The 25707-nt window shown below is 66.9% G+C and carries 26 protein-coding genes; 7 read left to right on the forward strand and 19 right to left on the reverse strand.

The window, feature by feature from the left end; all coding sequences use genetic code 11:
• The first annotated feature begins 10 nt into the window (after positions 1–10).
• A complete protein-coding gene (locus tag ASC70_RS17330) occupies positions 11–850 on the forward strand; it encodes an arginyltransferase (RefSeq protein ID WP_056052337.1) in 840 nt (279 codons plus the stop codon).
• 11 nt (positions 851–861) lie between these two features.
• Here ASC70_RS17330 and ASC70_RS17335 read toward each other — a convergent pair whose 3' ends face one another.
• From ASC70_RS17335 to ASC70_RS17350, 4 genes are read right to left on the reverse strand one after another with little or no spacing between them, the layout of a single operon-like run.
• Positions 862–1629 carry an SDR family NAD(P)-dependent oxidoreductase gene (locus tag ASC70_RS17335; protein WP_056052340.1) on the reverse strand — a complete coding sequence of 256 codons (768 nt, stop codon included), beginning with the start codon at positions 1627–1629 and terminating at the stop codon, positions 862–864.
• A gap of 14 nt (positions 1630–1643) precedes the next feature.
• Entirely contained in the window at positions 1644–2576 is a 933-nt protein-coding gene (locus tag ASC70_RS17340; protein WP_056052342.1) for a nitronate monooxygenase family protein, read from the reverse strand.
• Positions 2573–3535, reverse strand: a complete 963-nt coding sequence (locus ASC70_RS17345; protein WP_056052345.1) for a zinc-binding alcohol dehydrogenase family protein — start codon at positions 3533–3535, stop codon at positions 2573–2575. The genes ASC70_RS17340 and ASC70_RS17345 overlap by 4 nt, the downstream gene beginning before the upstream one ends.
• 36 nt (positions 3536–3571) lie before the next feature.
• On the reverse strand, positions 3572–4882 hold the full coding sequence (locus ASC70_RS17350) for a serine hydrolase (RefSeq protein WP_056052349.1): 1311 nt from the start codon (positions 4880–4882) through the stop codon (positions 3572–3574).
• Positions 4883–5081: 199 nt separating this feature from the next.
• Here ASC70_RS17350 and ASC70_RS25305 point away from each other — a divergent pair, with 199 nt between their 5' ends.
• Positions 5082–6521, forward strand: coding sequence for a hypothetical protein (locus ASC70_RS25305; protein WP_056052352.1), 1440 nt, complete (start codon positions 5082–5084; stop codon positions 6519–6521).
• 69 nt (positions 6522–6590) lie between these two features.
• Here the strand turns inward: ASC70_RS25305 and ASC70_RS17360 are convergent, their stop codons facing one another.
• The 5 genes from ASC70_RS17360 to era form a co-directional block, all read right to left on the reverse strand.
• Positions 6591–7979 (reverse strand): serine hydrolase, encoded by a 1389-nt coding sequence (locus tag ASC70_RS17360; RefSeq protein WP_056052355.1) that lies wholly within the window; start codon positions 7977–7979, stop codon positions 6591–6593.
• The gene (gene parC / locus ASC70_RS17365) at positions 7976–10252 is read right to left on the reverse strand and encodes a DNA topoisomerase IV subunit A (RefSeq protein WP_056052357.1); all 2277 of its coding nucleotides are present in this window, start codon (positions 10250–10252) and stop codon (positions 7976–7978) included. Before parC ends, ASC70_RS17360 begins: the two co-directional genes overlap by 4 nt.
• 133 nt (positions 10253–10385) lie before the next feature.
• Positions 10386–11117, reverse strand: a complete 732-nt coding sequence (gene recO / locus ASC70_RS17370) for a DNA repair protein RecO (RefSeq protein WP_056052362.1) — start codon at positions 11115–11117, stop codon at positions 10386–10388.
• A 2-nt stretch (positions 11118–11119) separates the two neighbouring features.
• A complete protein-coding gene (locus ASC70_RS17375) occupies positions 11120–11974 on the reverse strand; it encodes an arylamine N-acetyltransferase (RefSeq protein ID WP_056052365.1) in 855 nt (284 codons plus the stop codon).
• A complete protein-coding gene (era, locus tag ASC70_RS17380; RefSeq protein WP_047413451.1) occupies positions 11967–12929 on the reverse strand; it encodes a GTPase Era in 963 nt (320 codons plus the stop codon). Before era ends, ASC70_RS17375 begins: the two co-directional genes overlap by 8 nt.
• Before the next feature lie 157 nt (positions 12930–13086).
• Here era and ASC70_RS24555 point away from each other — a divergent pair, with 157 nt between their 5' ends.
• Positions 13087–13944: a class I SAM-dependent methyltransferase gene (locus tag ASC70_RS24555; RefSeq protein WP_056052369.1), complete on the forward strand. Its 858-nt coding sequence runs from the start codon at positions 13087–13089 to the stop codon at positions 13942–13944.
• A 3-nt stretch (positions 13945–13947) separates the two neighbouring features.
• On the opposite strand, the gene rnc is transcribed toward ASC70_RS24555, so the two are convergent.
• The 5 genes from rnc to pyrE all read right to left on the reverse strand — a co-directional run bounded on the left by rnc (position 13948) and on the right by pyrE (position 17381).
• Entirely contained in the window at positions 13948–14643 is a 696-nt protein-coding gene (rnc, locus tag ASC70_RS17390) for a ribonuclease III (RefSeq protein ID WP_056052372.1), read from the reverse strand.
• Positions 14644–14652: 9 nt separating this feature from the next.
• A complete protein-coding gene (gene lepB, locus ASC70_RS17395; protein ID WP_056052376.1) occupies positions 14653–15498 on the reverse strand; it encodes a signal peptidase I in 846 nt (281 codons plus the stop codon).
• Between the two features lie 102 nt (positions 15499–15600).
• On the reverse strand, positions 15601–16041 hold the full coding sequence (gene acpS / locus ASC70_RS17400; RefSeq protein WP_056052379.1) for a holo-ACP synthase: 441 nt from the start codon (positions 16039–16041) through the stop codon (positions 15601–15603).
• Entirely contained in the window at positions 16038–16793 is a 756-nt protein-coding gene (locus ASC70_RS17405) for a pyridoxine 5'-phosphate synthase (RefSeq protein ID WP_056052382.1), read from the reverse strand. The genes acpS and ASC70_RS17405 overlap by 4 nt, the downstream gene beginning before the upstream one ends.
• A gap of 3 nt (positions 16794–16796) precedes the next feature.
• Positions 16797–17381, reverse strand: a complete 585-nt coding sequence (pyrE, locus tag ASC70_RS17410) for an orotate phosphoribosyltransferase (RefSeq protein ID WP_056052385.1) — start codon at positions 17379–17381, stop codon at positions 16797–16799.
• 92 nt (positions 17382–17473) lie between these two features.
• Between pyrE and ASC70_RS17415 the strand changes: the two genes are divergently transcribed.
• Complete coding sequence (locus tag ASC70_RS17415) at positions 17474–17884, forward strand: NUDIX domain-containing protein (protein WP_082539806.1); 411 nt, start codon at positions 17474–17476, stop codon at positions 17882–17884.
• Between the two features lie 58 nt (positions 17885–17942).
• Positions 17943–18290, forward strand: a complete 348-nt coding sequence (locus ASC70_RS17420) for a hypothetical protein (protein ID WP_047413441.1) — start codon at positions 17943–17945, stop codon at positions 18288–18290.
• Positions 18291–18294: 4 nt separating this feature from the next.
• Here ASC70_RS17420 and ASC70_RS17425 read toward each other — a convergent pair whose 3' ends face one another.
• From ASC70_RS17425 to folK, 4 genes are all read right to left on the reverse strand, one after another.
• Entirely contained in the window at positions 18295–20535 is a 2241-nt protein-coding gene (locus tag ASC70_RS17425; protein WP_047413439.1) for a bifunctional (p)ppGpp synthetase/guanosine-3',5'-bis(diphosphate) 3'-pyrophosphohydrolase, read from the reverse strand.
• Between the two features lie 80 nt (positions 20536–20615).
• Complete coding sequence (gene rpoZ, locus ASC70_RS17430; protein ID WP_047413437.1) at positions 20616–20975, reverse strand: DNA-directed RNA polymerase subunit omega; 360 nt, start codon at positions 20973–20975, stop codon at positions 20616–20618.
• A gap of 143 nt (positions 20976–21118) precedes the next feature.
• A complete protein-coding gene (locus ASC70_RS17435) occupies positions 21119–23167 on the reverse strand; it encodes a M13 family metallopeptidase (RefSeq protein ID WP_056052391.1) in 2049 nt (682 codons plus the stop codon).
• A gap of 87 nt (positions 23168–23254) precedes the next feature.
• Positions 23255–23743, reverse strand: coding sequence for a 2-amino-4-hydroxy-6-hydroxymethyldihydropteridine diphosphokinase (gene folK, locus ASC70_RS17440; protein WP_162247239.1), 489 nt, complete (start codon positions 23741–23743; stop codon positions 23255–23257).
• Positions 23744–23791: 48 nt separating this feature from the next.
• Here folK and ASC70_RS17445 point away from each other — a divergent pair, with 48 nt between their 5' ends.
• Entirely contained in the window at positions 23792–24388 is a 597-nt protein-coding gene (locus ASC70_RS17445; protein ID WP_056052397.1) for an NYN domain-containing protein, read from the forward strand.
• A gap of 1 nt (position 24389) precedes the next feature.
• The gene (locus ASC70_RS17450; RefSeq protein ID WP_056052400.1) at positions 24390–25067 is read left to right on the forward strand and encodes a uracil-DNA glycosylase; all 678 of its coding nucleotides are present in this window, start codon (positions 24390–24392) and stop codon (positions 25065–25067) included.
• Here the strand turns inward: ASC70_RS17450 and ASC70_RS17455 are convergent.
• Positions 25064–25675, reverse strand: coding sequence for a hypothetical protein (locus ASC70_RS17455; RefSeq protein WP_156396245.1), 612 nt, complete (start codon positions 25673–25675; stop codon positions 25064–25066). The genes ASC70_RS17450 and ASC70_RS17455 overlap by 4 nt on opposite strands.
• Positions 25676–25707: the final 32 nt, after the last annotated feature.

A 25707-nucleotide genomic window follows, 5' to 3' on the forward strand; every position in this document is an offset into this window, starting at 1 on the left:
CAGGGCTAACGTGACGCAGCATTTTCCGACGCGACAGCTTCGGTTCTTCCTGACGGCGCCCACGCCATGCCCGTACTTGCCCGGTCGCGAGGAACGGAAGGTGTTCGCCCACCTGCCGCTGTCCGACGGCCCCACGGTCAATGACAGCCTGACCCAGGTCGGTTTCCGCCGCTCCCAGAACATCGCCTATCGCCCCGCGTGCGAGACCTGCCGCGCCTGCCAGTCGGCCCGCGCGCCGGCCGCCGACTACGTGCTGTCGCGCTCGGAACGGAAGATCCTGAACCGAAACGACGACCTTGAACGTCACCTGGTCGAGGCCGAGGCCACGCTGGAGCAGTTCGAGCTGCTGCGCCGTTATCTGCTGACTCGCCACGCCGACGGCGGCATGGCCGAGATGACGTGGCCCGACTACGTGGCCATGGTCGAGGACACCGCGGTCCGCACCCACCTGATCGAATACCGCCGCAAATCTGAAGATCGCGGCCCCGGCGACCTGGTCGCCTGCGTACTGGTCGATGTCCTCGCCGACGGCTTGTCGCTGGTCTACAGCTTCTATCAGCCTGACCAGGTCCGCCGCAGCCTCGGCTCGTTCATCATCCTGGACCACATCGTCCAGGCCCAGCAGGGCGGCCAACCCTATGTCTATCTCGGCTACTGGGTGCCGGGCAGCGAGAAGATGGCCTACAAGGCGCGCTTCTCGCCGCTGGAGATCCTCAAGCCCGGCGGCTGGTCATTGATGTCGGCCCGCGAGCGCGGCGCTCGCCCGCCCAGCATGCGCGGCGGCGCCAAGGACGGGTGCGACCTGCCGATGAGCGACGCCGAGCCGGCCGAAATCGAGGACCTCGAGTAGAGCCCGCGCCCCTATCGCGCGAAGCTGACGCCCCCGTCCACCGTCACCGCCGAACCCATCACGTAGTCCCCTGCCCGCGAAGCCAGGTAGATGGCCGCGCCAGCCATGTCCTCGTCCTCGCCGATACGACCCGCCGGGATCGCCTTGGCGACCGCGTCGGCGTGGTCGCGGGCGACCTTGTTCATGTCCGAGGCGAAGGCGCCGGGCGCGATGCAGCTGACAGCGATGTTGTCGGCGGCCAGGCGCAGGGCCATGCGCTTGGTCATGTGCAACAGGCCAGCTTTCGAAGCGCCGTAGGGATAGGTCTCGTCCTTGGTCACCGACTGGCCATCGATCGAGGCGATGTTGATCACCTTGGCGACACGGTCCTTTCCCGCGGCGCGCAGCTGGGCGATCAGGGCCTGGGTCAGGAAGAAAGGCGTCTTCATATTGAGGTCGACGGTCTTGTCCCAGCCGGCCTCGGGGAACTCGTCGAAGGTCGCGCCCCAGGCCGCGCCGGCGTTGTTGACCAGGATATCGAGCTTGACTTCGCGTTCCTTGATCCGGTCGGCCAGGCCCTGGATGCCCTCCATGGTCGAGATGTCGCCCGGCAGGGAAATGCATTCGCCGAACTCCGACAGGGCCTCGGCGGCGGCGTCGCACGCGGCGGTCTTGCGGGCGGTGATGTAGACGCGCTTGGCGCCGTAGACGAGGAAGCCCTTGGCGATCATCGCGCCGATACCGCGCGAGCCGCCGGTCACGAGCGCGACGCGGCCTTCGAGCGAGAAGAGATTCTGCATGGTCGTGGTGTCCTCTAGAAGCCGCGCGCGGCGGCCAGGGCGCCGAGGCGTCCGGTGATGTCGTGGAACTGGGCGACGGTCTCATCGATGATGTTCTGGGCTGTCTTGATCGCGTCGATCAGGCCCGCGGTCTGGCCGGCCAGCGCGGGCGCGGCCTCCATGTCGCCGCCGAAATAGACCTTCAGGATGTTCTTCAACACGTCGGGCGGCATGACGCCGGCGTCGAAGATCTCCTTCGTGCGCTCGGACTTGAGCGCCCGGATGCAGGGGCTGGCCTTCTTGTTCAGGACCCAGGTGCCGGTCTCTTTCGCCCCCGTGATCGCGGCCTTGTAGTTGTCGTGCACCGGGCTTTCGGCCGAGCTGACGAAGCGGGTGCCCATCTGGATCGCCTCGGCCCCCAGCGCGAACGCCGCCGCCATGCCGCGTCCGTCACAGATGCCGCCGGCCGCCACCAGGGGCACGTCGACCCTGGCCCTAATCGCCTGCAACAGGACGAGGGTCGAGACCTCCTCGGGGTTCTTGAAGCCTCCGCCCTCGGCGCCCTCGACCACCAGGCCATCCACGCCGGCCTCGACGCATTTGACGGCCGCGTCGAGCGTCGGAACGGCATGGTAGACGACGATGCCGGCGTCCTTCAGCGGCCCCACGAACTTGGCCGGACTGCCAGCCGAGGTCGTCACGAACTTGACCCCGCTCTCGCAGACGAAGCGCAGCATGGAGTCGTCGCGCAGGAACAGGATCGGCAGGTTCACCCCGAACGGCAGGCCGCTGTCGGCCATCTTGGCGATCTCGGCCTTGCAGTTTTCCGTCTCGCCCGAGGACGTCTCGATGATCCCCAGGCCGCCGGCGCGCGAGACGGCGCTGGCCAACGGATAGCGGGCGATCCAGCCCATCGGGGCCTGGATGATCGGGTACTTCGCGCCCGTATGGGCCAGGACGCGGTTCATGGGATCAGCAGCACCCGGCCGACAGCCTGGCGGCTCTCGATATAGGCGTGTGCGGCGGCGGCCTCGGAGAGCGGGAAGGTCCTGTCGATCACCACCTCCAGCTCGCCCTTGGCGGCCCGGTCGATCATGTCCTGGATCATGTCGTGGACTCGGTCGGTCATGATCTCGGCCCCAAGGAACACGCCGGTTAGGGAGCGATTGCCGCCCATCAACGACGAGACGTCCACCTTCATCGGCTCGCGTCCGGCGTTGCCGACTAGCGAAACCCGGCCACGATAGGCCAACGCGCCGAGACTGCCCGCCAGAGTGGCCCCGCCAACCGGATCGACGACGAGGTCGACGCCCTTGCCGCCGGTCAGCTTCATCACCTGTTCGACGAGATCGTCGCGGCTGTAGTTGATCCCGTGGTCCATGCCGAACACCTTCAGACGTTCCAGCCGCTCGTCGCTGGAGGCCGAAGCCAGGACGGTGGCGCCCGCTTGCTTGGCCAGCTGGATAGCGGCGATGCCCACGGCGCCCGCCCCGGCCTGAACCAGCACGGTCTCGCCGGCCCTCAGCCGTCCCGCACCGAACAGGCACTCGTGCGCCGTGCCGAACGGCACCGGGATGGCCGAGGCTTTGTGGATGTCGAAGCCATCGGGGATCGGCCAAGCGTTACGGGCCGGAACCGCGCGCAGCTCGGCGTGCGAGCCGAAAGCGTTCACGGTAACGACCCTGGTCCCGACCTTCAGGTGGCTGACTTCCGCCCCTACCTCGACGATCTCGCCGGCCGCCTGATAGCCGACGATGTGCGGGCTGCCGGCCATCTGCCCGCCGCCGCGATTGAGCGTGTCGCCGCCTTCGATACTGACGGCCTCGACACGGATCACCACGCCCTGCGGATGGACGATGGGATCAGGAACATCCTCGTAGCGGAAGACGTCCGGCGCCCCGGTCTCATAATAGACAGCGGCCTTCATGGCGTTTCTCCCTGTTATTCTTGTTGGCCGTAGAGGCTATTTCTTGGGGTCGACCAGCGCGTCGTAGACGAGCCTGGCGCTGTCCTTGTCGATATCCTTGATCGCCGGATCGCCCTCCCTGTTCAGGACGTGGATCATGCCCAGGAAGAAGAGGTCGTTCTTAGGATCGATCCAGAACCAAGTGCCGGCCGCGCCGCCCCAGCTATAGGTCCCCTCGCCCTGCGGTCCGGCCTTGGCGCTGTCCAGCACCACGGCGAAGTCGAGGCCGAAACCCCTGCCCCGCCCCGTGTTGAACGGCGGGACATCGGAACTCATGATCGCGTCGCCGAGCATGTTGGTCCGCATCAGCTTGACGGTCTCAGGCTTGAGGATGCGCTTGCCCTCCAGTTCGCCGCCGTTCAGCAACATCTGGGCGAAGCGGGCATAGTCGGCGTTGGTCGACACCAGGCCGCCGCCGCCCGAGGCCAAGGCGGGCGGCTTGGAAATGTCCAGCACCATGAAGCCTTCCGCCGGAACCAGCTTCTGGGCCTTCGGCGCCCAAACGTAGAGCGAGGCCAGGCGATCGGTCTTCTCGGCGGGCAGCCAGAAGCCGGTGTCGGTCATCTTCAGCGGCGCGAAGATGCGTGACGTCATGAATTCGCCCAGCGATTGGCCGGACAGCTTCTCGACGATCAAGCCCTGGATATCGACCGAGACGCTGTACTTCCAGCGCGTTCCCGGCTGGGCCGCCAGCGGCAGGGCGGCGATCTTCTGGACGAACTCCTGGCTTGATTTGGCGCCCAGCACGCCCGTGTCGACATAGGCCTTGTCGATCGGATTGTCGGGATTGAGGCCATAGGCGAAGCCGCCCGAATGGCTCATCAGCTCGCGCATGGTCGGCGGGCGGTCGGCGGGGACGGTGTCGAACGAGCCGTCGGCATTGACGCCCTTGAAGACCCGCAAGGACGCGAACTCGGGAATGTACTTGCTGACCGGGTCGTCCAGCTTCCACCTGCCCTCTTCGTAGAGGATCATCATCGCCACGCCCGTCACGGGCTTGGTCTGGGAATAGATGCGAAAGATCGTGTCCTTGGTCATCGGCGGGCTGTCGAAGCCCCTCCGACCATGGGCCTCGAAATTCACGACCTTGCCGTGGCGGACCAGCATGGTGGTGACGCCGGGCAGATGACCGGTATCGACCAGGCCCTGCATGTGGGCGTCCAGTTTCCTGAGACCCTCGGCCGAAAAGCCGGCGCTTTCCGGTGCGACCGCGGCGATCGCCGCCTTGGGCTTGGCCAGGGCTACGGAAGAGCCGCCCCCGAGCAGCGTCGCGGCCAAAGCCGCCGCGACCAATTTGCGAAGCACCAACACGCCCTCCCGAACAGATGTTTGAGGTGACCTTAAAGCGCGCGTCCTCCCGTTGAAACCCGTTTTTCAGCGGCCGGCGCAACATCCGCCTCGGCCCCGAAGGTTACAGCTTTTTCATGCGCGGACGGGTTGATCGAACGGCGTTCATGTATATTTTTTACTGCACAAGTGATTACGAAATACAGGGAGCGGCGCCGTCATGTCCACGATCGACAATCTGGTCGCGATCTACCGCAACGTTCATCGGCTGCCGACGAACTCGGATCTACCGGCCAACGCCTGGACTCAGCTGACTCTGATGGCGCAAGGCATCGACATCGCGCGCGGCGGCCAGGTGGCCGGCGACGGCTGGACCTACGCCAGTGCGGTGAGCTGGATCCAGGACAGCGCCAAGGCCACGACCGAGGTGGCGGTGATGTCCTACGGATTCCTGGTCGACACCGCCCTTGGGACGGCTGGATTGAACTACCTGGTCTCGGCGACAGGCGGCAATCCGAACAGTCTGAACAGCGCGTACTATGCGGGTTTCAACTTCGGAAATCGCTACATCAACTTCGCAATGAACCTGATCAAGTACGGTGAAGGTCGCGACGCCTTCATCGCCGCGTATGGCGAGAACGGATCGCCCATCAACACCTTCCAGAAAACCTATCTGAAGCTGTTCGGCGTCGAGAAGTCGCTGGACGAAATCCTCGCCATCTTCAGCGAGCCCGTGCCGGACGGCCATGGCGGAACCTATGCCCGCCTCGCCTATTTCGAAGCGATCGGCGGCGACGGATCCTTCGGGATCGGCACGCGCGCGGCCATGGTCGGCTGGCTGCTGGCCGAGGCGGTGAAAGCCGACAAAGGCCCCTACGTAGAGGCCATGCATGCCTACCTCGCTGACGTCGGCTTGGACGGCGAGGCGACGGCGCTGCCGGGTTTCCTCTCGACCTATGGCAAGGGCGGCGACCATGCGCCGGGCGGCGTCGCCGATCCGGGCCTGCCCGGCGAGACCGCACGCTTCGCTCACGACTGGAATGTCGACGCCTTCAATCAGGAGCCCGACGACAATACCCACGTGCTGGCCAGCGACGGCAACGACGTGATCAAGCCGGTGATCGGCGACCAGGGCGGTCTCGACGCCAATCGTCATATCCGCACCGCCGCTGGCAACGACATCGTCGTCGTCGACAACGGCGTCATGCGCGGCCTCATCGACACCGGAGCCGGCAACGACTCCGTCTTTCTCGAGAAGTTGGACGGGCGGGTCATCACTGGCGCGGGCCACGACAAGATCGATATCGGTTCTTTCGCCGACCTGCATCTGACCAGCGGCAAGGCGACGAGCATCGCCGTGATCGAGGACTTCCAGAAGGGTTTCGACCAACTGGGCTTCGCCGGCGCGGTCGGCCTCGGCGAGAAGAAGCAGCTCTTCTTCATCACCACCGCCACGTTCGACGACGCCCTGACGGCCTATGCCGGCCTGACCGCCGCCAACAGCAATACCGTCTTCGAATGGAACGGCGACACCTACGTCTTCCACCAGAACGCCACGCTCGGCGTCGATGCGGGCGACGGTCTGATCAAGCTTGCCGGCGTCACCGGCCTGACCGTCGGCAAGGGAGCCGACGCGGCCGACATCCTGTTCGCGGCCTAGAACTTCAGCCCTTCTAGGATCGTGAAGGAGCTCCCCTCGCCTGCGCGGGGGGAGCTTTTTCTCGGCGTGCTAGCGGGATGCGGTCTTGATGGGCGGCTTGGCCGGCTGCTGACCGGGGACCACCAGCGGCGGCCGTTCCAAAGCCTGGTAGACCAGGGTGCGCGATTGGGCGTCCAGGCCCGGACCGACTCCGCCCAGGCGCTGGATCATGCCGACGAAGAACAGGTCGTTGACCGGGTCGATCCAGAACCAGGTGCCGGCGCTGCCGCCCCAGCTGACCGTGCCCGGCCCCACGGGCGCGCCCGAGGCGGCCGGATCGACGGCCACGGCCATGTCGAGGCCATAGCCCATGCCGGCGGCGAACGGGAATGGCTTGGGTCCCGGCTTCAGCACGCCCGCCGTGCCGTTGGTGGTGACCACGAAGCCGGGTGGCAGATGGTTCTGGGTCATCAGGGCCACGGACTCGGGCCTGAGGATCCGGATACCGGAAAGCTCACCCTTGTTCAGGATCATCTGGGCGAAGCGGGCGAAGTCGCCGGCTGTCGAGACCAGCCCGCCACCGCCCGAGGGCGCGGCCGGAAGCTTGCTGACGTCGCGCCACGCCCCTTCGACGGCCGGGACCAGTTTGCCCGTCTGCGGATCGGCGTCATAAAGCGCCGCCAGCCGTCCCAGCTTCTGTTCGGGCACGTAGAAGGCGGTGTCCCTCATGCCGAGCGGCGCGAAGATATGCTCTTCCATGAACACCGGCAGGCTCTCGCCGGAGAGTTTCTCGACGATATAGCCCTGGATGTCCGCCGCCACGCTGTAGCGCCACAGCTGCCCTGGCTCGGAGAACAGCGGCAGGCCGGAGACTTTCTGGACCAGATCGTTCAGCGACGCCGACTGCAGCACGCCGGCTCGGTAATAGGCTTGGTCGGCCGGGCTGTTGGGATCGTCGGCCAAGCCATAGGCGAAGCCGGCCGTGTGGGTCATCAGCTCCCGCATCGTCGGCGAGCGCGAGATCGGGGCCAGGATCGGCTGGCCGGCCGCGTCGACGCCATTGGCGATGCGCAGATTGGCGAACTCGGGCACGTACTTGCTGATCGGGTCGTCCAGCTGCCAGAGGCCCTGCTCGTACAGGATCATCATCGCCACGCCGGTGACCGGCTTGGTCTCGGACCGGATGCGGAAGATGGCGTCGAACGGCATCGGCTCGGCGCCCAGGGCGCGGTGGCCGAAGGCCTTGGCATGGACGATCCGGCCGTGCCGGGCCAGCAGGGTCACGCCGCCGGCGATCTGGCCGTGGTCGACCATCGCCTGCATGTGCTCGTCCAGCCGCTTCAAGCGCTCGGCGCTGACGCCGGCCTCCTCGGGCTTGGCCCTGGGCAGGGCCAGAACGGGCGTGGCGGCGACGGCCGCGAAGCCGAAGACGCAGGCCAGCAGGCTCAGCGCGCGGCGACGCAGCCGTCCCGTCCTCATTTCGGCTTGAACCGCTTGCTGGTCGGGAAGCCCTTGGGCGCCAGCTTGCCGGCCCCGGCGCGACGGCCGGCCCATTCCTTCCACTCGGCCCATTCACGGCGGCGGCCGGCGGTGTCGATCCAGAAGGCTCCGGTCTCGGCGTTGAACGACAGGCCGTCGCGCAGGCCGCCTTCGCGATAGGTCTGCAGCTTGACGCCCTTGCCGCGCGGCATCTCAGGCAGCTCCTCCAGCGGGAAGATCAGGATCTTGCCGTTGTCGCCGACCACGGCGAACTGATCGCCGACGGCCTCCAGGCAGAAGGCCGCGCCGGCGGCGTCGACGTTCAGGACCTGCTTGCCGGCCTTGCGGTTGGCCAGGGCTTCTTCCTCGGGCATCAGGAAGCCGTAACCCAGTTTCGAGGCCAGAATGCGTTTGCGGCCGGCCTTGAACGGGAAGACGTCGATGATCTTCACCTTGTCGTCCAGCTCGATCATCATCCGCACCGGCTCGCCATGGCCGCGCGCGCTGGGAAGCTTGTCGCAACCCAGCGTGAAGAAGCGGCCGTCGCTGGAGAAGATCAGCAGCTTGTCGGTGGTCTCGGCCGGCACCAGGAAGCCCAGCTTGTCGCCTTCCTTGAACTTCAGCTCGGACGGGTCTTCCACCTTGCCCTTGGCGGCGCGGATCCAGCCTCGCTCGGACAGGATGATGGTGATCGGCTCGCGGACGATCAGCGCTTCGATCGCGGCGTCGGCGTCGACGACCGGGGCGTCCTCGAAGATCGAGCGGCCCTTCACGCCCGTCGGACGGGCCTTGTCCAGCGGATGCTTGATCTTCAGCAGCGAGGCGCGGACCTCCGACAGACCCACGCCGACCAGCTTCCACTGCTTGGCGTCGCTGGCCAGCATGGCCAGGATCCCGTCGCGCTCTTCCACCAGTTCGGCGTGTTCGCGGCGGATCTCCATCTCTTCCAGCTTGGCTAGTTGGCGCAGGCGGGTGTTGAGGATGGCGTCGGCCTGGATGTCGGAAAGAGCGAAGGCCTCGATCAGCTTTTCCTTCGGCTTGTCCTCGTAGCGGACGATCCGAATGACCTCGTCGAGGTTCAGATAGGCGATCAGCAGGCCGTCCAGGATGTGCAGACGGGCTTCGATCTTGGCCAGGCGGTGGCGAGCCCGGCGGGTCAGCACTTCGCGGCGGTGAGCCAGGAAGGCCATCAGGGCCTGCTTGATGCCCATGACGCCCGGCGTGCCGCGCGCGTCCAGCACGTTGATGTTGACCGGGAAACGGCTTTCCAGCGCGGAGAGCTTGAACAGGCTCTCCATCAGCACTTCGGGTTCGACGTTCTTGGACTTCGGCTCCAGGACCAGGCGGATGTCCTCGGCGCTCTCGTCGCGGACGTCGCCCAGCAGGGCGGCCCTCTTGCTGTCGATCAGGTCGGCCAGTTGCTCGACCAGATCCGACTTCTTCACCTGATACGGAATCTCGGTGACGACGATCTGGTAGGTGCCGCGACCGGTGTCTTCCTTCTCCCACTTGGCCCGGATCCGCACACCGCCGCGACCGGTCTCGTAGGTTTCGAGCAAGGACGCACGGCCCTCGACGATCACACCGCCGGTCGGAAAGTCTGGCCCTGGGACCTTTTCTAGAATCTCTTCGGTCGTGGCGTCGGGATTGGCCAGCAGCAGGTGGCAGGCGTCGATCAGCTCGGCGGCGTTGTGCGGCGGGATCGAGGTGGCCATGCCGACCGCGATGCCCGACGAGCCGTTGGCGAGGAGGTTCGGGAAGCCAGACGGCAGGACCAACGGCTCCTCGTCCTGGCCGTCATAGGTCGGCTTGAAATCGACCGCGTCCTCGTCGATGCCGTCCAGCAGAAGCGTCGCCGCCTCTGTCATCTTGCATTCGGTGTAGCGCATGGCCGCGGCGCTATCGCCGTCGATATTGCCGAAGTTGCCCTGCCCCTCGACCAGCGGGATGCGCTGCGAGAACTCTTGGGCCAGGCGGACCAGGGCGTCATAGATCGACTGGTCGCCGTGCGGGTGGAAGTTACCCATCACCTCGCCGACCACCTTGGCGCATTTGCGCGCCGCGGAGTCGGGGTTCAGGCGCATGTTGCTCATCGCGTACAGCACGCGACGGTGCACGGGCTTCAGGCCATCGCGCACGTCGGGCAGCGCCCGCGAGCCGATGGTCGAGAGCGCATAGGCCAGGTACCGCCGCGACAGGGCTTCCGTCAGCGGTTCGTCGAGGATGCGATCGCCGTCGTCGGGACCGCCGGGAGGAAGGACAGGCTTGTTCATCGAGGGGATTCGTTACTCCGGGTAACGACCCTAGCAGAAATTCGCCCGGCGATTCGACAGGCAGGCCTCAACCATCCCCGGTTTTCCGGCGTTCGGGCCCCTTCGCGCTGATCCTGCGCTTCGGCGAGACCTCCTAGAGCCGACCCGCTTCGGTCAGGCGGTCCATCAGCCAGACCCTGGCGGGCGGCAGCGGCCGGTTCAGCGGGCCGAACACGAACTGCTCGAGGAAATGGCCGGTGATGTCGAGGCCGGCCTTCACGTCCCCCTCGGTCAAGCCGCCTTGCGAGGACAGCATGAACGGCGGCAGCGGCAGCAGCTTGTCGTGATAGGGTCGCCCCGCGTCGCGGCTCACGGCCCGGCCGGTGCGCGGGCTGACATAGACGAGGTCGTCGAAGCTCCCGGTCGCGGCGCATTTCGAGAGGTCCAGGCCAAAGCCCAGCTCCTGCAGCAGGCCCGCCTCGTAGCGAACATAGACGGCCGGCCAGATGTCGGGGACTTCCAGCACCCGGATAAGGGCCTCCAGGGCATGGAAGGCGCCAGGGTGGGCTTCGCGCTCCGGCAGCGCGGCGGCGGCCACGGCGGCGGCCGCTGACAGGCCCGCCAGCGCCAAGCGGTCGTCGAACAGCGACGAAGGTCCCTCGCCCATCGGCTCCAGGCTGGCCGAGCCCAGTTGCTCCGAAACCCGGGCGCGATAGCGAGCGATGACCCGCGCGCCCGGTTGCAGGAAAGGCTTCATCCGCCGCGAGGCCGCGCCGGCCACATGGGCGACGAACTTGCCGCGATCTTGCGTCAACAGCTCGACGATCGCCCCCGTCTCGCCATGCGAGCGGGCCGAGAGGACGTAGGCTTCGTCCTCCCATTCCATGCTCAAGCGGACGTTCCCCAGGCCACGACCTTTTCCAGCACGGGCATCCAGTCGGCCTCGACCGGCAGGCCGATCACGTCGCGCAGAGTCGCTTCCAGCTCGCTCACCGAGAGGTCGCGCTGCTCGACCACCGCGCCGGTGATATCGCGATGGGTGAAGCGGTTGTTCTTCAGGGCATAGCGCGCGGTCGGCGTCGTGCGCCCCACCGTCATGCTCCAGGTGAAGTGCGAGCTGGGGTGGGTGTAGGTGAAGTAGTTGGCCTGCTCGTAGTCGATCTCGGCCCAGCCCCCCTTGGAGACCTGGTACAGCGGCGCCCAGCGGCCCGAGAGATCGGCCTGGACCTGGCGCTCGGCCACGCCGTTCGTCTCCGTGTCCACGATGCGGAACTTGCCGTTCGGCGTGTCCTGAACCGCATCGGAGAACAGACGCAGCGGGGCTGTCAGCACGCAGCCGCCAAAGCCGGCGTCGGCCAGCCAGGTCTCGCCGTCGATCGCGACGCCCAACACCTGGTGCGAGCGCGGACGCGGCGGGGCGTCCTCTGGCAGCATCCACTTCACGCGGGCCATCAGGCCTTCGACCTGGAAGCCGAGGGTTTCCAGCACGCGCTTGAGCAGGCCGTTCTGCTCATAGCAGTAGCCGCCTCGGCCGGCGCTGATCAGCTTGGCGTCGATGTCGGCCGGCGCGAGGCTGATCCCGCGGCCCAGCAGCACGTCGAGATTCTCGAACGGAATGGCGTCCGGATGCTTCTGGGTGATGGCGCGCAGGGTCGCCATCGTCGGCTCTCGGGGGCCCTCGTAACCGATACGCGCGAAATAGGCGTCCAGGTCGACGGCGGCCGCCGCGGGAGCATCAAACATCGAAGTCCAATCCGATATCGGAGAAGAGACCCCGCTCCTCGGCCCAGTTCTCCTTGACCTTCACGTGAAGGAACAGGTGGACCTTGCGATCAAGGATCTCGCACAGCTCCTCACGTGAGGCTTGGCCGATCCATTTCAAGGTCTGGCCGCCCTTGCCGATCACGATGATGCGCTGGCCTTCGCGCTCGACCAGGATGGTCTGCTCGATGCGAACGCTGCCGTCCCGGCGCTCTTCGAACGCCGTGGTCTCGACCATGGCGGCGTAGGGCAGCTCTTCGTGGACCCGCAGATAGACCTTCTCTCGGGTGATCTCGGCGGCCAGCAGGCGGGCCGGCAGGTCGGCGGTCTGGTCTTCGGGATAGAGCCAGGGCCCTTCCGGCATCATCGAGACCAGCTTGGCGGTCAGGTCTTCGACGCCCGCGCCCGTCGAGGCGCTGATCATGAAGACGTCCGTGTAGGCGCCGGTGTCGAAGAAGTCCTTGGCGACTGACAGCAGGGTGTCGCGCTTGACGCCGTCGATCTTGTTCAGGGCCAGGATCACCTGGCGGTTGGCGGCCTTCAGGCCCTCTATGATCGTCTGGACGTCCTGGGCCGAGCGGTATTCGCCCGGCGTGGCCTTGTCGGCGCGGCTGGCCAGCTCGGCCTGCACATCGACCAGGTGGACGGTGGCCTCCGCGTCTTCGGAACCGGCCCAGGCCGCGCGGACCATGGCGCGGTCCAGGCGGCGGCGCGGGCTGAAGATCCCGGGCGTGTCGACGAGCACGATCTGGGTGTCGCCCTCGATGGCGACGCCGCGCACGGGGAAGCGGGTGGTCTGGACCTTCTGGGTCACGATCGAGACCTTGGCCCCGACCATGCGGTTGACCAGGGTGGACTTGCCAGCGTTCGGCGCGCCGATGATCGCCGCGAAACCGGCCCGAGTCCGGATGGGTGTTTGGGAGGTGGTGTCAGTCATTGCGCGTGCGTGTAGCACCGATGGGGGTTCGGGGGTAGCGAAGCGCAGCGGGCGGCGTCGCGGGGACAGGACGCGATTGCTCGGGGGCTCGACCACACCTATAGATTTTCAACGAAAGGTGGAGCGCACAGGGCGCTCTCATGTAGCGTCGAGTACCATGGCGTCCATTATTTTCCGGCGAGCGGTCAGTCTGTTTCCCCCCGCCGTTCGACGCGCCGCCTCAGGAGCCTATCTCGACCTGGTCAGCCTTCCGGCCCGCGTCGCCAATCCCGACCGCCGGCAGGAGCCATGGCAGACGATCCACAACGTCGGCGGCGGCGATTTCGCGGCCGCGGGCCGGGAAAACCTCGAGCTCTTGAAGACGTATGCGGGACTGACGACTTCGAGCAGCGTTCTGGACATCGGCTGCGGCACCGGCCGCATGGCGGCGCCGCTGGTCGACTTTCTCGATCCGAACGCGGGCTACGTCGGTTTCGACATTTCCCGATCGGCGATCGAGACCTGCAAACGTCGCATCGGCTCCAAGCGCACCGACTTCAGGTTCGTTCACGTCGATGTCCGCAATCGCGAGTACCGATCGTCCGGCGCCATCGAAGAAACGGAGCTGACCTTCCCCGTCGCGGACAACCAGATCGACGTCGCCTTGGCCACTTCGGTGTTCAGCCACATGACGCTGGAGTCGATCGGGCACTATTTGGCGGAGACGCATCGGGTGTTGAAGCCGGGCGGTCGATTCATGTTCACCGCCTTCGCCCTCACTGACCAGCGCGAGGCCGGCATCCAGGCGGGCCGGGCAGCCTTGGATTTCAAGCCGTGGAAAGACGGATCGATGGTGGTCGATCCCAACTCGCCGGAACGCGCCATCGCCCATCGCCTCGAAGCCCTGGAGGCGGCGGTGAGCACCGTAGGCCTGCGACTGCCCGACGGCGTGCGCTACGGCGGCTGGCTGCCGCCGACAGCGTATCCAGGGGGACAGGACCTCTTCGTCGCCGTAAAGCCCGCCTCTCAGGCCTAGGACCTACTCCGCGCCTTCGCGCTCCAGCAGCGCCTTGGCGGCGGCCTTCTCGGCCTCTTGCCGGGACTTGCCCTTGGCGATAGCCGGATCGACGCCCTTCACGACCACCTCGACGGTGAAGACCGGCGCGTGGTCGGGGCCGGCGCGGTCGAGCACGCGATAGGTCGGCAGCGGCCGCCCCTGGCCCTGCGCCCACTCCTGCAACGCCGTCTTGGAGTCGCGCGGACGTCCCTCGCCCGCCCGGTCGAACTCGTCGGCCCACAGCGCGAGAAACACGCGTCGCGCCGTGTCGAGGCCGCCGTCGTGATAGAGCGCGGCCATCAGGGCCTCGGTGGCGCCGGCCAGGATCGAGTCGGTCTCGCGGCCGCCGATCTTGCTGGACGAGGCCGACAGGCGCAGGGCTGGCCCCAGCTCCGCCACCCGGGCGACACGGGCGCAGGTCTCGCGGCTGACCAGGGCGTTGAGACGCGGCGCGAGCTCGCCTTCCTTGGCCTTGGGGAACCGCTCGGCCAGGGCCTCGGCGGCCAGCAGACCCAGAACGCGGTCGCCGATGAACTCCAGCACCTCGTTGTCGCGGACCTTCTTGGCCCCGTCCCCGACGCTGGCATGCGTCAGGGCGCGTTCTAGCAGCTCGCGGTCGTTGAACCGATGGCCGATCCGGCGCTCTAGGTCGCCGACGGCGGCGACCCGTCTATCCATTGTTCTGGATCACTTCAGCACGTGGAAGAAGCGGCTGGGACGCGCGTTCAAGAACCAGGTCCAGGGCTTGAACAGGCTGGCCTCGGCGTTCCACGACAGCAGGATGATCTGGGCGCGGCCGACCAGGTTCTCGGCGGGCACGAAGCCAACGCCGACCTCGTCGCCGATGTACTGGTCCAGCTCGTAGTCCCACTTGCAGGCGCTCTCCCGGAACGGCGAGACGCCCGGATCGAAGCGGCTGTCGGCCGAGTTGTCGCGGTTGTCGCCCATGAAGAAGTAGCAGCCCGCCGGCACGGTGTAGACGCCGGTGTTGTCGCCGCGGCTGTCGGGGCCGAAGTCCTGGGTGTTGTACTGGCGGCCTTCCGGATTGGTCTCCTGGAAGCGCTGGACCTGTTGCGTGAAGCCATAGCCGGTGTCGACCAGGGCCGGCGCCTGCTCCTTGCGCGGCAGGGCCTTGCCGTTGATGTAGACCTGACCGCCGCGCACCTGGACCTTGTCGCCCGGCATGCCGATCAGGCGCTTGATGTAGTCGGTGCGATTGTCGCGCGGCAGCTTGAACACGATGATGTCGCCGCGACGGGGCGCGTGGCCCAGGATCCGGCCCTTGATGATCGGCGGGCTGAACGGGATCGAGTGCTTGCTCCAGCCGTAGCTGAACTTCGACACGATGATGTAGTCGCCCTGATACAGGTTCGGCTCCATCGAGGCCGACGGGATCGTGAAGGGCTGGAACAGCAGGACGCGCAGCACCAGGGCGATGCCCAGGGCGTAGGCGACGGTCTTGATGATCTCGATGAACTCGGCGACGACGCCCTTTTCTTCGGGCGGCGTGAGGTCGTCGGCGGCGTCGGTCATGCGGGCGCGGGGCTCTGTATTGGCGTGGTCGAGAGACCTTGTCTGGCCTTGCTAGACGGGCCGAGGGTCCGGAGCAAGTCGGAGCAAGGCCCTAGCTTGCGCTCATGGCCGGACAATGGCGCCGCTTTCGTCCGTGGCGGGTATCGCGACGGGCAGCGCCTCGATGATCACGAACGCCTGGGCGTAGGGATGATCGTCGGTCAGGGACAGGTGGATCACCGCCTCCATGCCGTCTGGCGTCATCGCCTTGAGACGCTCCAGCGCGCCTCCGGTCAGGGCCATCGTCGGCTTGCCAGACGGCAGATTGACCACGCCCATGCCGGCCAGGTGCACGCCGCGCTTCAGCCCGGTGCCCAGGGCTTTGGAACAGGCCTCCTTGGCCGCAAAGCGCTTGGCGTAGCTGGAGGCGCGATCGGGCTTGCGCTCGGATCGCCTGCGTTCGATCTCGGTGAAGACCTTGTAGGTGAACCGGTCGCCGAAACGCTCAAGGGATTTCTCGATCCGGCGGATGTCGCACAGGTCCGAGCCGATCCCGATGATCACGCCGCCAACTCCGCACGGGCGGCGTCCATAAGGACGCGCATCCGTTGAATGGCTTGAGGCAGTCCCACGAAAATCGCCTCGCCGATCAGGAAGTGGCCAATGTTCAGTTCGGCGATCTGCGGGATGGCGGCGATCGGCTTGACGGTGGCGTAGTCGATGCCGTGGCCCGCGTGGACCTCCAGGCCGAGATCGGCGGCCAGCGCCGCGCCGGCCTTCAGGCGACCCAGGATCGCTTCGGCCCGTTCCGCATCGCCGGCTCGGGCGGCGTCGCAATAGGCGCCGGTGTGCAGTTCGACGACCTGAGCCCCGGCTTCGACCGAGGCGCGGATCTGGGCCGGATCGGCCTCGATGAACAGCGAGATCCTGGCGCCGACCGTGCGCAGGCGCGCCGTGGCGTCGGTGATCCGGTTCTGCCCCTTCACCACGTCGAGACCGCCCTCGGTGGTGACCTCCTCGCGACGCTCGGGCACCAGGCAAGCCGCGTGCGGCTTGGCGCCAAGGGCGATGCCGACCATCTCGTCGGTCACGGCCATCTCGAAGTTCAGCGGCTTGCCGCGCTTGTGGCAGAGGTCGGTCAGGACCGCGATGTCGGCGTCGCTGATGTGGCGGCGGTCCTCGCGCAGGTGAGCGGTGATGCCGTCGGCTCCGGCCGCCAGCGCCAGCTCCGCCGCGCGCACAGGCTCGGGATACGAGGAGCCGCGCGCGTTCCGGATCGTCGCCACGTGGTCGATGTTGACGCCCAGACGCAGCATGGCTCAGCCCTTCAGCCGACGGCTGCCGGGATCCTCGATTGGGATCGCGGCCAGCTCCGGCGGCAAGGCGTCGGCCGGATAGGCCGGTACTTCCAGGCTGCACAGCGAGATCAGCGGCACGCCGACATCGACCTTGCCGCCCGAGCGGTCGACGATGCAGGCGGCGGCCACGACGTCGCCGCCGGCGGCCTTGATCGCCTCGATGCACTCGCGCGACGAGAGGCCGGTGGTGACGATGTCCTCGACCATCACGACCTTCTGGCCGGGCTCGAGGTGGAAACCGCGGCGGAACTTGAAGCCGCCGCCTTCGCGCTCGACATAGATCGAGGGCACGTTCAGGTGACGAGCGGTTTCGTAGCCGGGGATGATGCCGCCGACGGCCGGCGAGACGGCCACGTCGACCTGGCCCACCTGGGCGATGATCTTCTCGGCCAGCGCCTTGCAGAGCCGCTCGCAGCGCTCGGGGCGCATGAACACCAGGTTCTTCTGCAGGAAGACCGGGCTGTGCAGGCCTGAGGAGAGCACGAAGTGGCCTTCGCGCAGGGCTCCGGCGGCGCGGAATTCGTCGAGGACGTCGTCGTTGGTCATGAGCGCTGGATATAGAGCAGGAGCCTGAGTCTTCAAACGCCGGCTTGCCTCGAAAGGTCGTTTCGGGCTCTACCGCGCCCATGACCGAACAGATCCCCGAAACCGCGCAAAGGCCTCGCGTTGGCTGCGGCGCGGCCATTCTCGACGACCGGGGTCGCCTGCTGCTGGTCAAACGCATCAAGGACCCTGAGGCCGATCACTGGGGCGTGCCCGGCGGCAAGCTCGACTGGGGCGAAGCGGCGCGCACCTGCGCCGAGCGCGAGATCGCCGAGGAACTCGGGATCGCCATCCGGGCTGGCCGCGTCCTGGCGGTCACCGACATGGTCGCGCCGGACTATCACTGGGTGGCCATCACCTATGCCGTCGAGGCCTTCACGGGCGAGCCGTCGATCCAGGAAGCTCACGCCCTGCACGAATGGGGCTGGTTCGCGCTGGACGCCCTGCCCTCGCCCCTGACGGCCTCGACCCGGGACGCCGTGGCCGCATTGCAAGCGAGGCCCTAGGAGCCTCGGCGGCTCCGACCCGTTTCCTGACTGCCTGGAAACGACAAGGAGGCCAGCAATGCCCCACCAGAACACCCAGTCGCCCCGCGCGACGGCCCAGAACAGCGCCACCGGCCAGACGCCGGGTAACGATCGCGCCGCGGAAGAGCAGCGCTCGGTCCGGCCGGAGCCTCGCGCCTATGCTGCGCCCGATGTCGCCGACTCCACCCTGGCCGCACCAGCGGCGGGCGAGATGGCCGACTACGCCGATGAAGGCGACGCCTTGGGCATGGATGATGTCCAACAGGGCGGCAACCACACGCGCCGACCGGTTCGCACCGAAGCGAAAGGCAGCCAGGGGCCAAAGACCCTCCGAGCAAACCGCAAGATGGTGAAGTCAGGGTCGCCGGATCAAGGCACGCACTAGGCCGCTAGCCGCGCGTCCGGTCCACCGTCTCGACCGACGGGCAGGCCCGCAGGGCGGCCGAGATGTTGGTCAGGTGCTTGGCGTCTCGCACTTCGACGTCGATGTCGGTGTCGAAGAAGTCGCTCTGCCGGTGGTGCATGCGCAGGTTGACGATGTTGCCGCCGGCCTCGCCAATGATCGTGCAGACCTGGCCCAGCACGCCGGGCGCGTTTTGGATCGTGGCGTGCAGGCGGGTCAGCGAGATCGTCTGGCGCTCGGCCTCGGGCGTCCAGTTCAGGTCGCGCCACAGCTCCTCGCGGTCCTCGAACTCGGCCAGGCGCGGGCAGTCGATCGTATGGACGTCCAGCCCCTCTCCGTCCTCGCGCAGGATGCCGACGATGCGGTCGCCCGGCACGGGGCTGCAGCAGTGGGCGAAGTGCAGCGACACGCCCGGCGTCAGTCCGCCGCCGCGCACGTACAGCGTCGCGCCCTTGCCGCCCTCGATCTTGCGGCGCGCCGTGGCGGCTTCGCGATCGGCGTCCTTCATGCCCGGATAGGCGGTCTCCAGCACCTGGCTGGGCGAGATGCGACCACGGCCGACGGCGTCATACAGCGCCTCGTCGGCGTCGAGGGCGAAGCGCTCCAGGATCGGCCGCAGCGATACGTCCTTCAGCTTCTTGCCGGCGCGTTCGAAGACCTGCTCCAGCAGCGCCTTGCCCAGGCGCAGGAACTCTTCCTTCTCGGCCTGGCGGATGTGGCGGCGGATGGCCGAGCGCGCCCGGCCGGTGACCGTCAGCGAACGCCAGTCCGGCGGCACCACGGGCTTGGAGCCGCGCACCACCTCGACCACGTCGCCATTGACCAGCACCGTGCGCAGCGGCTTCAGCTCGCCGTTGACCTTCACGCCGATGCAGGTGTCGCCGACGTCGGTGTGGACGGCATAGGCGAAGTCCAGCGGCATCGCGCCGCGTGGCAGGCTGACCAGCTTGCCCTTGGGGGTGAAGACGAACACCTGGTCGAGGAACATTTCGAGCTTGGCGTGTTCGACCAGCTCCTCGGAGTCGCCGCCGTGCTCCAGCACCTGGACCAGCTGGCGCAGGTTGGCCAGCGGGTCGCGGCCGCCGGCGGCCTCCATGCCTTCGAGATCCAGGCCGTAGGAGGCGTCCTTGTAGCGGAAGTGGGCGGCGACGCCCTCTTCGTTGACGCGGTCCATCGATTCCGTGCGGATCTGCATCTCGATGCGCATGCCGCGCGGACCGACCACGGTGGTGTGCAGCGAGCGATAGTTGTTCCGCTTCGGAGTCGAGATGTAGTCCTTGAAGCGGTCGGGCACGCTGGACCAGGCCCGATGCACGACGCCCAGGGCGCGGTAGCAGTCCTCTTCGCTGTCGACGATCACGCGGAAGGCGTAGATGTCCGACATCTGCGAGAAGCCGATCGATTTGCGCTGCAGCTTGCGCCAGATCGAATACGGCGACTTCTCGCGGCCGAAGACCCGGGCCGGCAGGTTGGAGGTTTCCAGGCGGGCGGCGATCTCCTGGCTGACCATGGCCACCGCCCCGCCCTGCTCTTCGCGCAACGAGTCCAGCCGGCGCATGATCGCGTCGCGAGCCACCGGATTGGTGTGCTGGAAGGACAGCTCCTCCAGCTCGACGCAGATCCTGTGGCAGCCGATGTTGCGAGCCAGCGGCGCGTAGATATCGCGCGTCTCACGGGCGATGCGTTCGCGCTTGGCCTGGTTCTTGATGAAGTGCAGCGTCCGCATGTTGTGCAGACGGTCGGCCAGCTTGACCAGCAGGACGCGGACATCCTTGGAGATGGCCAGGATGAATTTGCGCAGGTTCTCGGCCTGGCGCATGTGCTCGGCCTGCAGCTCGAGCTTCGAAAGCTTGGTGACGCCCTCGACCAGCTCGCCGATCTCGTCGCCGAACAGCTTGGCGATCTCTTCCTTGGTGACCGGGGTGTCCTCGATCACGTCGTGCAGCAGAGCCGTGACGATGGTCGCGGTGTCCAGCCGGTACTCGGTGAGGATGCCCGCCACCTCGATCGGGTGGGCGTAGTACGGGTCGCCGCTGGCCCGAGTCTGCGAGCCGTGCATGCGCATGGCGTAGACATAGGCGCGGTTCAGCAGCGCCTCGTCAGCGGTCGGGTCATAGGCGTGAACCCGTTCGATCAGTTCGTATTGACGAAGGAACTTGCGCGGTTTGACCGCGGAGGTCTCGACGGCGGGAGCCGGAGACGAAGACGCGCCGGATTCGGCCCCCATGGGAGACGAATCCGGCGCGCGTTCAGACGGAGCGGTGTCTGGAGCCGCTTCTAGGATCAGAGGGTCTGCGCCTTCGGGGCTCAGTACCGCTCCTCCTGACCACCATCGCGGTCGCTCTGCAGCGCGCGAACCAGTTCCAGTTCGCTCATCTGCATGTGGCTCGGATCGGCCAACAGGGCCAGGGTCTCGGCCTCTTCCTCGGCTTCGGTGTGCTCATCGACGCGCTGCAGCGTGCTGATGAGGTGTTCCTTCAGAGCCTCGTGGTCGATCACGTCGTCGGCGATCTCACGCAGGGCGACGACGGGGTTCTTGTCGTTGTCGCGATCGACCATCAGGGCCGCACCGGCTGAGATGCCGCGCGCGCGGTGCGCCGACAGCAGGACCAGCGAGAAGCGGTTCGGAACCTTCTCGACGCAATCTTCGACGGTGACGCGGGCCATGAATTCCTCGGGCTGCCGATTAGCAAACGCAAAATAGGCTTCCGTGCGGCGACACGCAACGCCGCGCACGATGTTCCAGCTTTCGCGAGGGGGCGCTTATGCCCCCTTCGCGAGTCAAAGTCTACCCTGTCCCACCGCCATGACTACCAGACCTTCACGCGCTTTTCGGGCGGCAGGTACAGCGCGTCGCCCGGCTTGATACCGAACGCGGCATACCAGTCGTCGAGATTGCGCACGGTTGAGGCACGATATTGATCGGGCGCATGGCCGTCGGTGATCAGTTGCTGACGCAGGGCCGCCGGGCGCGAATAGCCCAGCCAGCTCTGTGCATAGGCCAGGAAGAAGCGCTGGTCGCCGGTCATGCCGTCGATCACCGGCGCGGGCTTGCCGCCCAGCGAGGCATGGTAGGCGTCCAGCGCCGCGCCGAGGCCGGCGACGTCGGCGATGTTTTCACTGAGCGTCTGCCTGCCGTTCACCGCCAGGTCCGGGAACGGCTTGTAGGTGTCGAACTGATCGGCCAGCGAAGCGCCCGCCTTCTGGAAGTGGTCGAAGTCGGCCGGGGTCCACCAGTTGCGCAACCGGCCTTCGCTATCGAACTGCGCGCCCTGGTCGTCGAAGCTGTGGCTGATCTCGTGGCCGATCGTGGCGCCGGTCGCGCCGTAGTTGGCGGCCGCGTCGTTATTCAGGTCGAAGTTCGGCGGGGCCAGGATGGCGGCCGGGAAGTTCAGGGCGTTCAGCATCGGCAGGTTCACGGCGTTGACCGTCTGCGGGGTCATTACCCACTCGCCGCGATCGACCGGCTTGCCCAGCTTGGCCAGGGCGGTCGCATAGTCGAACTCTTCCGAACGCTTGACGTTGCCGAAGGCGTCGCCGCGCACCACCGCGTAGCCGGAATAGTCGCGCCATTGGTCGGGATAGCCGACGCCGACCTTCAGCACCGCAACCTTCTTGCGGGCCTCGGCCTTGGTGGTGGGCGCCATCCAGTCCAGGCCGTCGATGCGCTTCTCGAAGGCGACCTTCATGTTGTCGACCATGGCCGTGACCTGGGCCTTGGCCTCGGGCGAGAAGTACTTGTCGGCATAGAGCTTGCCGACCGCCTCGCCCAGCACGGCGTTGGTCGAGCCCACGGCGCGCTTCCAACGGGGCGACAGGGCCGGCGTGCCCTGCAGCGCCTGGCCGTAGAAGGCGAAGCGCTCATCGACAAAGGCCTTGGGCATGACGTTGCTGTAGTGGTCCAGCAGGTGGAAGGTCAGGTAATCCTTCCACGTCTCCAGCGAGACGCCGGCCACCGCCTGGCCGAGCCCCGTGACCATGGTCGGGTGCCAGACGATGAAGCGCGGCTGGCTCGACAGCTTGGCGGCGGCGAAGAAGGCGTTCCAGTCCAGACCCGGCGCCTTGGCCGCGAAGTCGGCCGGGGTCCAGCTGTTGTTGGCCTTCTGGACGTCGGCGCTGTCGGCGCGCGTGCCCGACGCCTCGGCCAACTGGGTTTCCAGCGCCATGATCGCCTTGGCCTTGGCCGCCGGATCGGCGACGCCGCCCAGGGTCAGGATCTTCTCGACGTGGGCCAGGTATTTGGTCCGCGCCTCGACCATCGAGGCCTTATCCGAGACGTAGTACTCGCGGTCGGGCATGCCCAGGCCGCCCTGCAGCAGGAACGGCGCGTACTTGCTGGTATCGTCGAACGCCGGCGAGGCCCACAGGCCCAGCACGTTGTCGGTGTAGAAGTCGGTGGCGTTCAGGGCGTCGACGTCGGCGCGGATGTTGCCGCCCAGCACGGTCGCCAGCTGCCGCTTGTCCTTGATGGCGGCGATGCGCGCCAAGTCGGCCTTCAGCGGCGTCAGACCCTTCGCCTCGATGGCCGCCTCGTCCATGTAGCTGGCGTAGTAGTCGCCGACCTTCTTGCCGTCGCCGGCCCCGCCCTTGGCGGCGTCCTGGATCAGGTCGACCGTGCGCTTGTTGGCCTCCTCGACCATCACGGCGGTGATGCCGTAGCGACTGCGGTCGGCGGGGATCGGGTGGGTCTTGATCCATGCGTTGTTCGCATAGGTCCAGAAGTCGTCGCCCGGCTTGATCGCCTTGTCGATCGAGGCCAGGTCGACGCCGCTCTTGCCGCTCTGGGCGAAGGCGGCTGGAGTGGCGGTGAGTAGCGCACAGACGGCGGCGCAAGCGAGCAGCGAGCGGGTCAGTTTCATCGAGCCAATCCTGGAGGCGTCCCTATGCCGGGACGCCTGATGCGGAAATTTGGCCGGACTATGGGCGCCGCTCGATCCGCGTGGGGATTAAACTTTGGCAATGGAGCGCGCGTCGCGCCCCACTCTGGCGGTGGCCGCCAGGCGGAAGGCGGACTCGCCGCTGACCGGATGGATCCAGGCCGAGGCCAGCTCGGCCAGCGGTCCCATCACGAACAGGCGCTCGTGGGCGCGCGGGTGCGGCACCCAGATGTCGTCGTCCAGCACCGTGCGGCCATGGGCCACGAGGTCGAGATCCAGGGTGCGCGACGCGTTTGCCGCTCCCCTCGCCCGCCCAAACCGTTCCTCGACCCGATGCAGGGTCCGCAGGGTCTCATGGGGCGAAAGGTCGGTCCGGACGATCGCCACCCCGTTCAAATAGTCGGGCCCGGACGGGTCGGGCCAGGCGGCGGAGGTCCACCAGGTCGAGCGCGCGACCAGCGCCAATCCCTCGTCGGGCAGCGCGGCCAGGGCGGCTTCCAACAAGGCCTCGCGACTCGTATAGGCTCCCGCCAGATTGCACCCGAGCGCCACGATCACGGCCTCGTCCAAGTCATTTTGAGCGACCTGATTTTTCAAGGGATTACCGTGACCTTCTATCCGACCGACCGCATCGCCCTGTTCATCGACGGGGCCAATCTCTATTCCGCCGCCCGGGCGCTGGGCTTCGATATCGACTACCGCAAGCTGCTCGACGAGTTCAAAAAGCGCGGCGTCCTGATCCGGGCCTATTATTACACCGCCATCGCAGAGAACGACGACTATTCGCCGATCCGGCCGCTGGTCGATTGGCTGGACTATAACGGCTTCACCCTGGTGACGAAGCCGGCCCGCGAGTTCACCGACAGCCAAGGCCGCAAGCGCTGGCGCGGCGACATGGACATCGAGATCGCCGTCGACATGCTGCAGATGGCCGAGACCGCCGACCATCTGGTGCTGTTCTCGGGCGACGGCGATTTCCGGGCCCTGGTCGAGGCGGTCCAGCGCAAGGGTCGCCGCGTCACCGTGGTGTCCACGATGAAGAGCCAGCCGCCGATGACCAGCGACGACCTGCGCCGCCAGGCCGACAACTTCGTCGACCTCTCCGACCTGGGCGGCATCATCGGCCGGCCGCAGCGCGTCCATCCGCGTCCCTCCCCCGACAACCGCACCCCGGCCGAACGCGAAGCCGACGACGAGTATTGAGATGAGCCAGGTCTCCCACATCGCCGGCGAGGTCGTTCCCAATCCCGCCGAACCGCCGCGCGACTGTCCGCGCTGCCCGCGGCTAGTGGCCTATCGGCTCGAGAACCGCGCGCTCTATCCCGACTGGTTCAACGGCCCGGCCCCCTCGTTCGGCGACAAGGACGCCCGCCTGTTGGTCGTCGGTCTGGCCCCCGGCCGCAAGGGCGCAAACCGCACCGGCCGGCCGTTCACCGGCGACTATGCCGGGACCCTGCTCTACGAGACCCTGATCAAGTTCGGCTTCGCCACCGGCAAGTTCGAGGCGCGGCCCGACGATTCCCTGAAGCTGGTCGGCAGCGCGGTGACCAACGCCGTCCGTTGCGCCCCGCCCGGCAACAAGCCCGAGACCTCGGAGGAGAACAATTGTCGCCCGTTCCTGACGGCGCGGCTGGAGATGTTTCCGAACCTGAAGGCCATCGTTACTCTGGGCGACGTCTCCCGGCGCAATATGCTGAAGGCCCTGGGCCTAAAGGCCTCGGCCGGCATCCCCGGCCACGGCTCGGAGTTCCAAGCCGGGCCGTATCGGATCTTCAACAGCTATCACTGCTCGCGGCTGAACACGAACACCGGCCGCCTGACGACGCCGATGTTCGAGGACCTGTTCGCCCGGGTGAAGGCGTATCTGGACGAGACGCCCTAGCGGCTGTTCGCTAGGTTCTCGAAGTCCTTGCGTACAGAGGCGTACTGGCGACCGGCGGGCAGCGACGGGATCACCGCCTTGGCGTATTCCGCTGGAGTCACAAGTCGCGACCGGTCGCGAATAGCCTGGGCGCAGCCGCTGAGAATATATTCGGGCAACATCGCCTGCTGCGGATCGCGGATCTCGTCGGGCAGATAGGTCGTGGCGAAATGCGCAATGTGTCCCTCGATGAGCATCGAGGCGCAGACCAACCGCCCGCCAGTCTTGCCGGGCAGCTCGGCGAGCTTGACCTGGTTCGGCGCGGACGGCGCGTCGGACCGGGCCTGGGCGATCATGTCATCGGAAACATTGACGCCCTCGTCATCGGCTTGAAGCCGGAGCACTTGCAGCTCTGCCTCCATGACCTGCGGGTCGTCTGGCTGGGCGCGTCTTCCTGGCAAAGCTCGCATCCGCGTCTCGCCGAAGATGGCCAATGCCTGGTTGGCCGGTCCACCGACCTGCGCCAACTCGATCGGCCGGTTCTTCGCCGTGCTCATGTAGGTGAGCAGCAGCGACGAGCCGACAAAAACCACCGCGAAGACCCCGCCACCAAGCAGTGCGTTGCTCAACCGGCTCATACAAGGCCCAAATCAATTAAAGG

Source organism: Caulobacter sp. Root343, assembly GCF_001425745.1.
Taxonomy (GTDB): domain Bacteria; phylum Pseudomonadota; class Alphaproteobacteria; order Caulobacterales; family Caulobacteraceae; genus Caulobacter.

Excerpts from the sequence above, each read along its gene's own strand:
- ASC70_RS17450 (WP_056052400.1), top strand. The coding sequence starts at position 24,390 with ATGAGCCAGGTCTCCCACATCGCCGGCGAGGTCGTTCCCAATCCCGCC.
- ASC70_RS17435 (WP_056052391.1), bottom strand. The coding sequence starts at position 23,167 with ATGAAACTGACCCGCTCGCTGCTCGCTTGCGCCGCCGTCTGTGCGCTA.
- ASC70_RS17345 (WP_056052345.1), bottom strand. The coding sequence starts at position 3,535 with ATGAAGGCCGCTGTCTATTATGAGACCGGGGCGCCGGACGTCTTCCGC.
- pyrE (WP_056052385.1), bottom strand. The coding sequence starts at position 17,381 with ATGACCAACGACGACGTCCTCGACGAATTCCGCGCCGCCGGAGCCCTG.
- era (WP_047413451.1), bottom strand. The coding sequence starts at position 12,929 with ATGACTGACACCACCTCCCAAACACCCATCCGGACTCGGGCCGGTTTC.
- parC (WP_056052357.1), bottom strand. The coding sequence starts at position 10,252 with ATGAACAAGCCTGTCCTTCCTCCCGGCGGTCCCGACGACGGCGATCGC.
- ASC70_RS17340 (WP_056052342.1), bottom strand. The coding sequence starts at position 2,576 with ATGAACCGCGTCCTGGCCCATACGGGCGCGAAGTACCCGATCATCCAG.
- ASC70_RS17375 (WP_056052365.1), bottom strand. The coding sequence starts at position 11,974 with ATGTTTGATGCTCCCGCGGCGGCCGCCGTCGACCTGGACGCCTATTTC.
- ASC70_RS17425 (WP_047413439.1), bottom strand. The coding sequence starts at position 20,535 with ATGGGGGCCGAATCCGGCGCGTCTTCGTCTCCGGCTCCCGCCGTCGAG.
- rpoZ (WP_047413437.1), bottom strand. The coding sequence starts at position 20,975 with ATGGCCCGCGTCACCGTCGAAGATTGCGTCGAGAAGGTTCCGAACCGC.
- ASC70_RS25305 (WP_056052352.1), top strand. The coding sequence starts at position 5,082 with ATGTCCACGATCGACAATCTGGTCGCGATCTACCGCAACGTTCATCGG.
- ASC70_RS17420 (WP_047413441.1), top strand. The coding sequence starts at position 17,943 with ATGCCCCACCAGAACACCCAGTCGCCCCGCGCGACGGCCCAGAACAGC.
- ASC70_RS24555 (WP_056052369.1), top strand. The coding sequence starts at position 13,087 with ATGGCGTCCATTATTTTCCGGCGAGCGGTCAGTCTGTTTCCCCCCGCC.
- rnc (WP_056052372.1), bottom strand. The coding sequence starts at position 14,643 with ATGGATAGACGGGTCGCCGCCGTCGGCGACCTAGAGCGCCGGATCGGC.
- lepB (WP_056052376.1), bottom strand. The coding sequence starts at position 15,498 with ATGACCGACGCCGCCGACGACCTCACGCCGCCCGAAGAAAAGGGCGTC.
- recO (WP_056052362.1), bottom strand. The coding sequence starts at position 11,117 with ATGGAATGGGAGGACGAAGCCTACGTCCTCTCGGCCCGCTCGCATGGC.
- ASC70_RS17405 (WP_056052382.1), bottom strand. The coding sequence starts at position 16,793 with ATGCTGCGTCTGGGCGTCAACATCGACCACGTGGCGACGATCCGGAAC.
- ASC70_RS17360 (WP_056052355.1), bottom strand. The coding sequence starts at position 7,979 with ATGAGGACGGGACGGCTGCGTCGCCGCGCGCTGAGCCTGCTGGCCTGC.
- ASC70_RS17335 (WP_056052340.1), bottom strand. The coding sequence starts at position 1,629 with ATGCAGAATCTCTTCTCGCTCGAAGGCCGCGTCGCGCTCGTGACCGGC.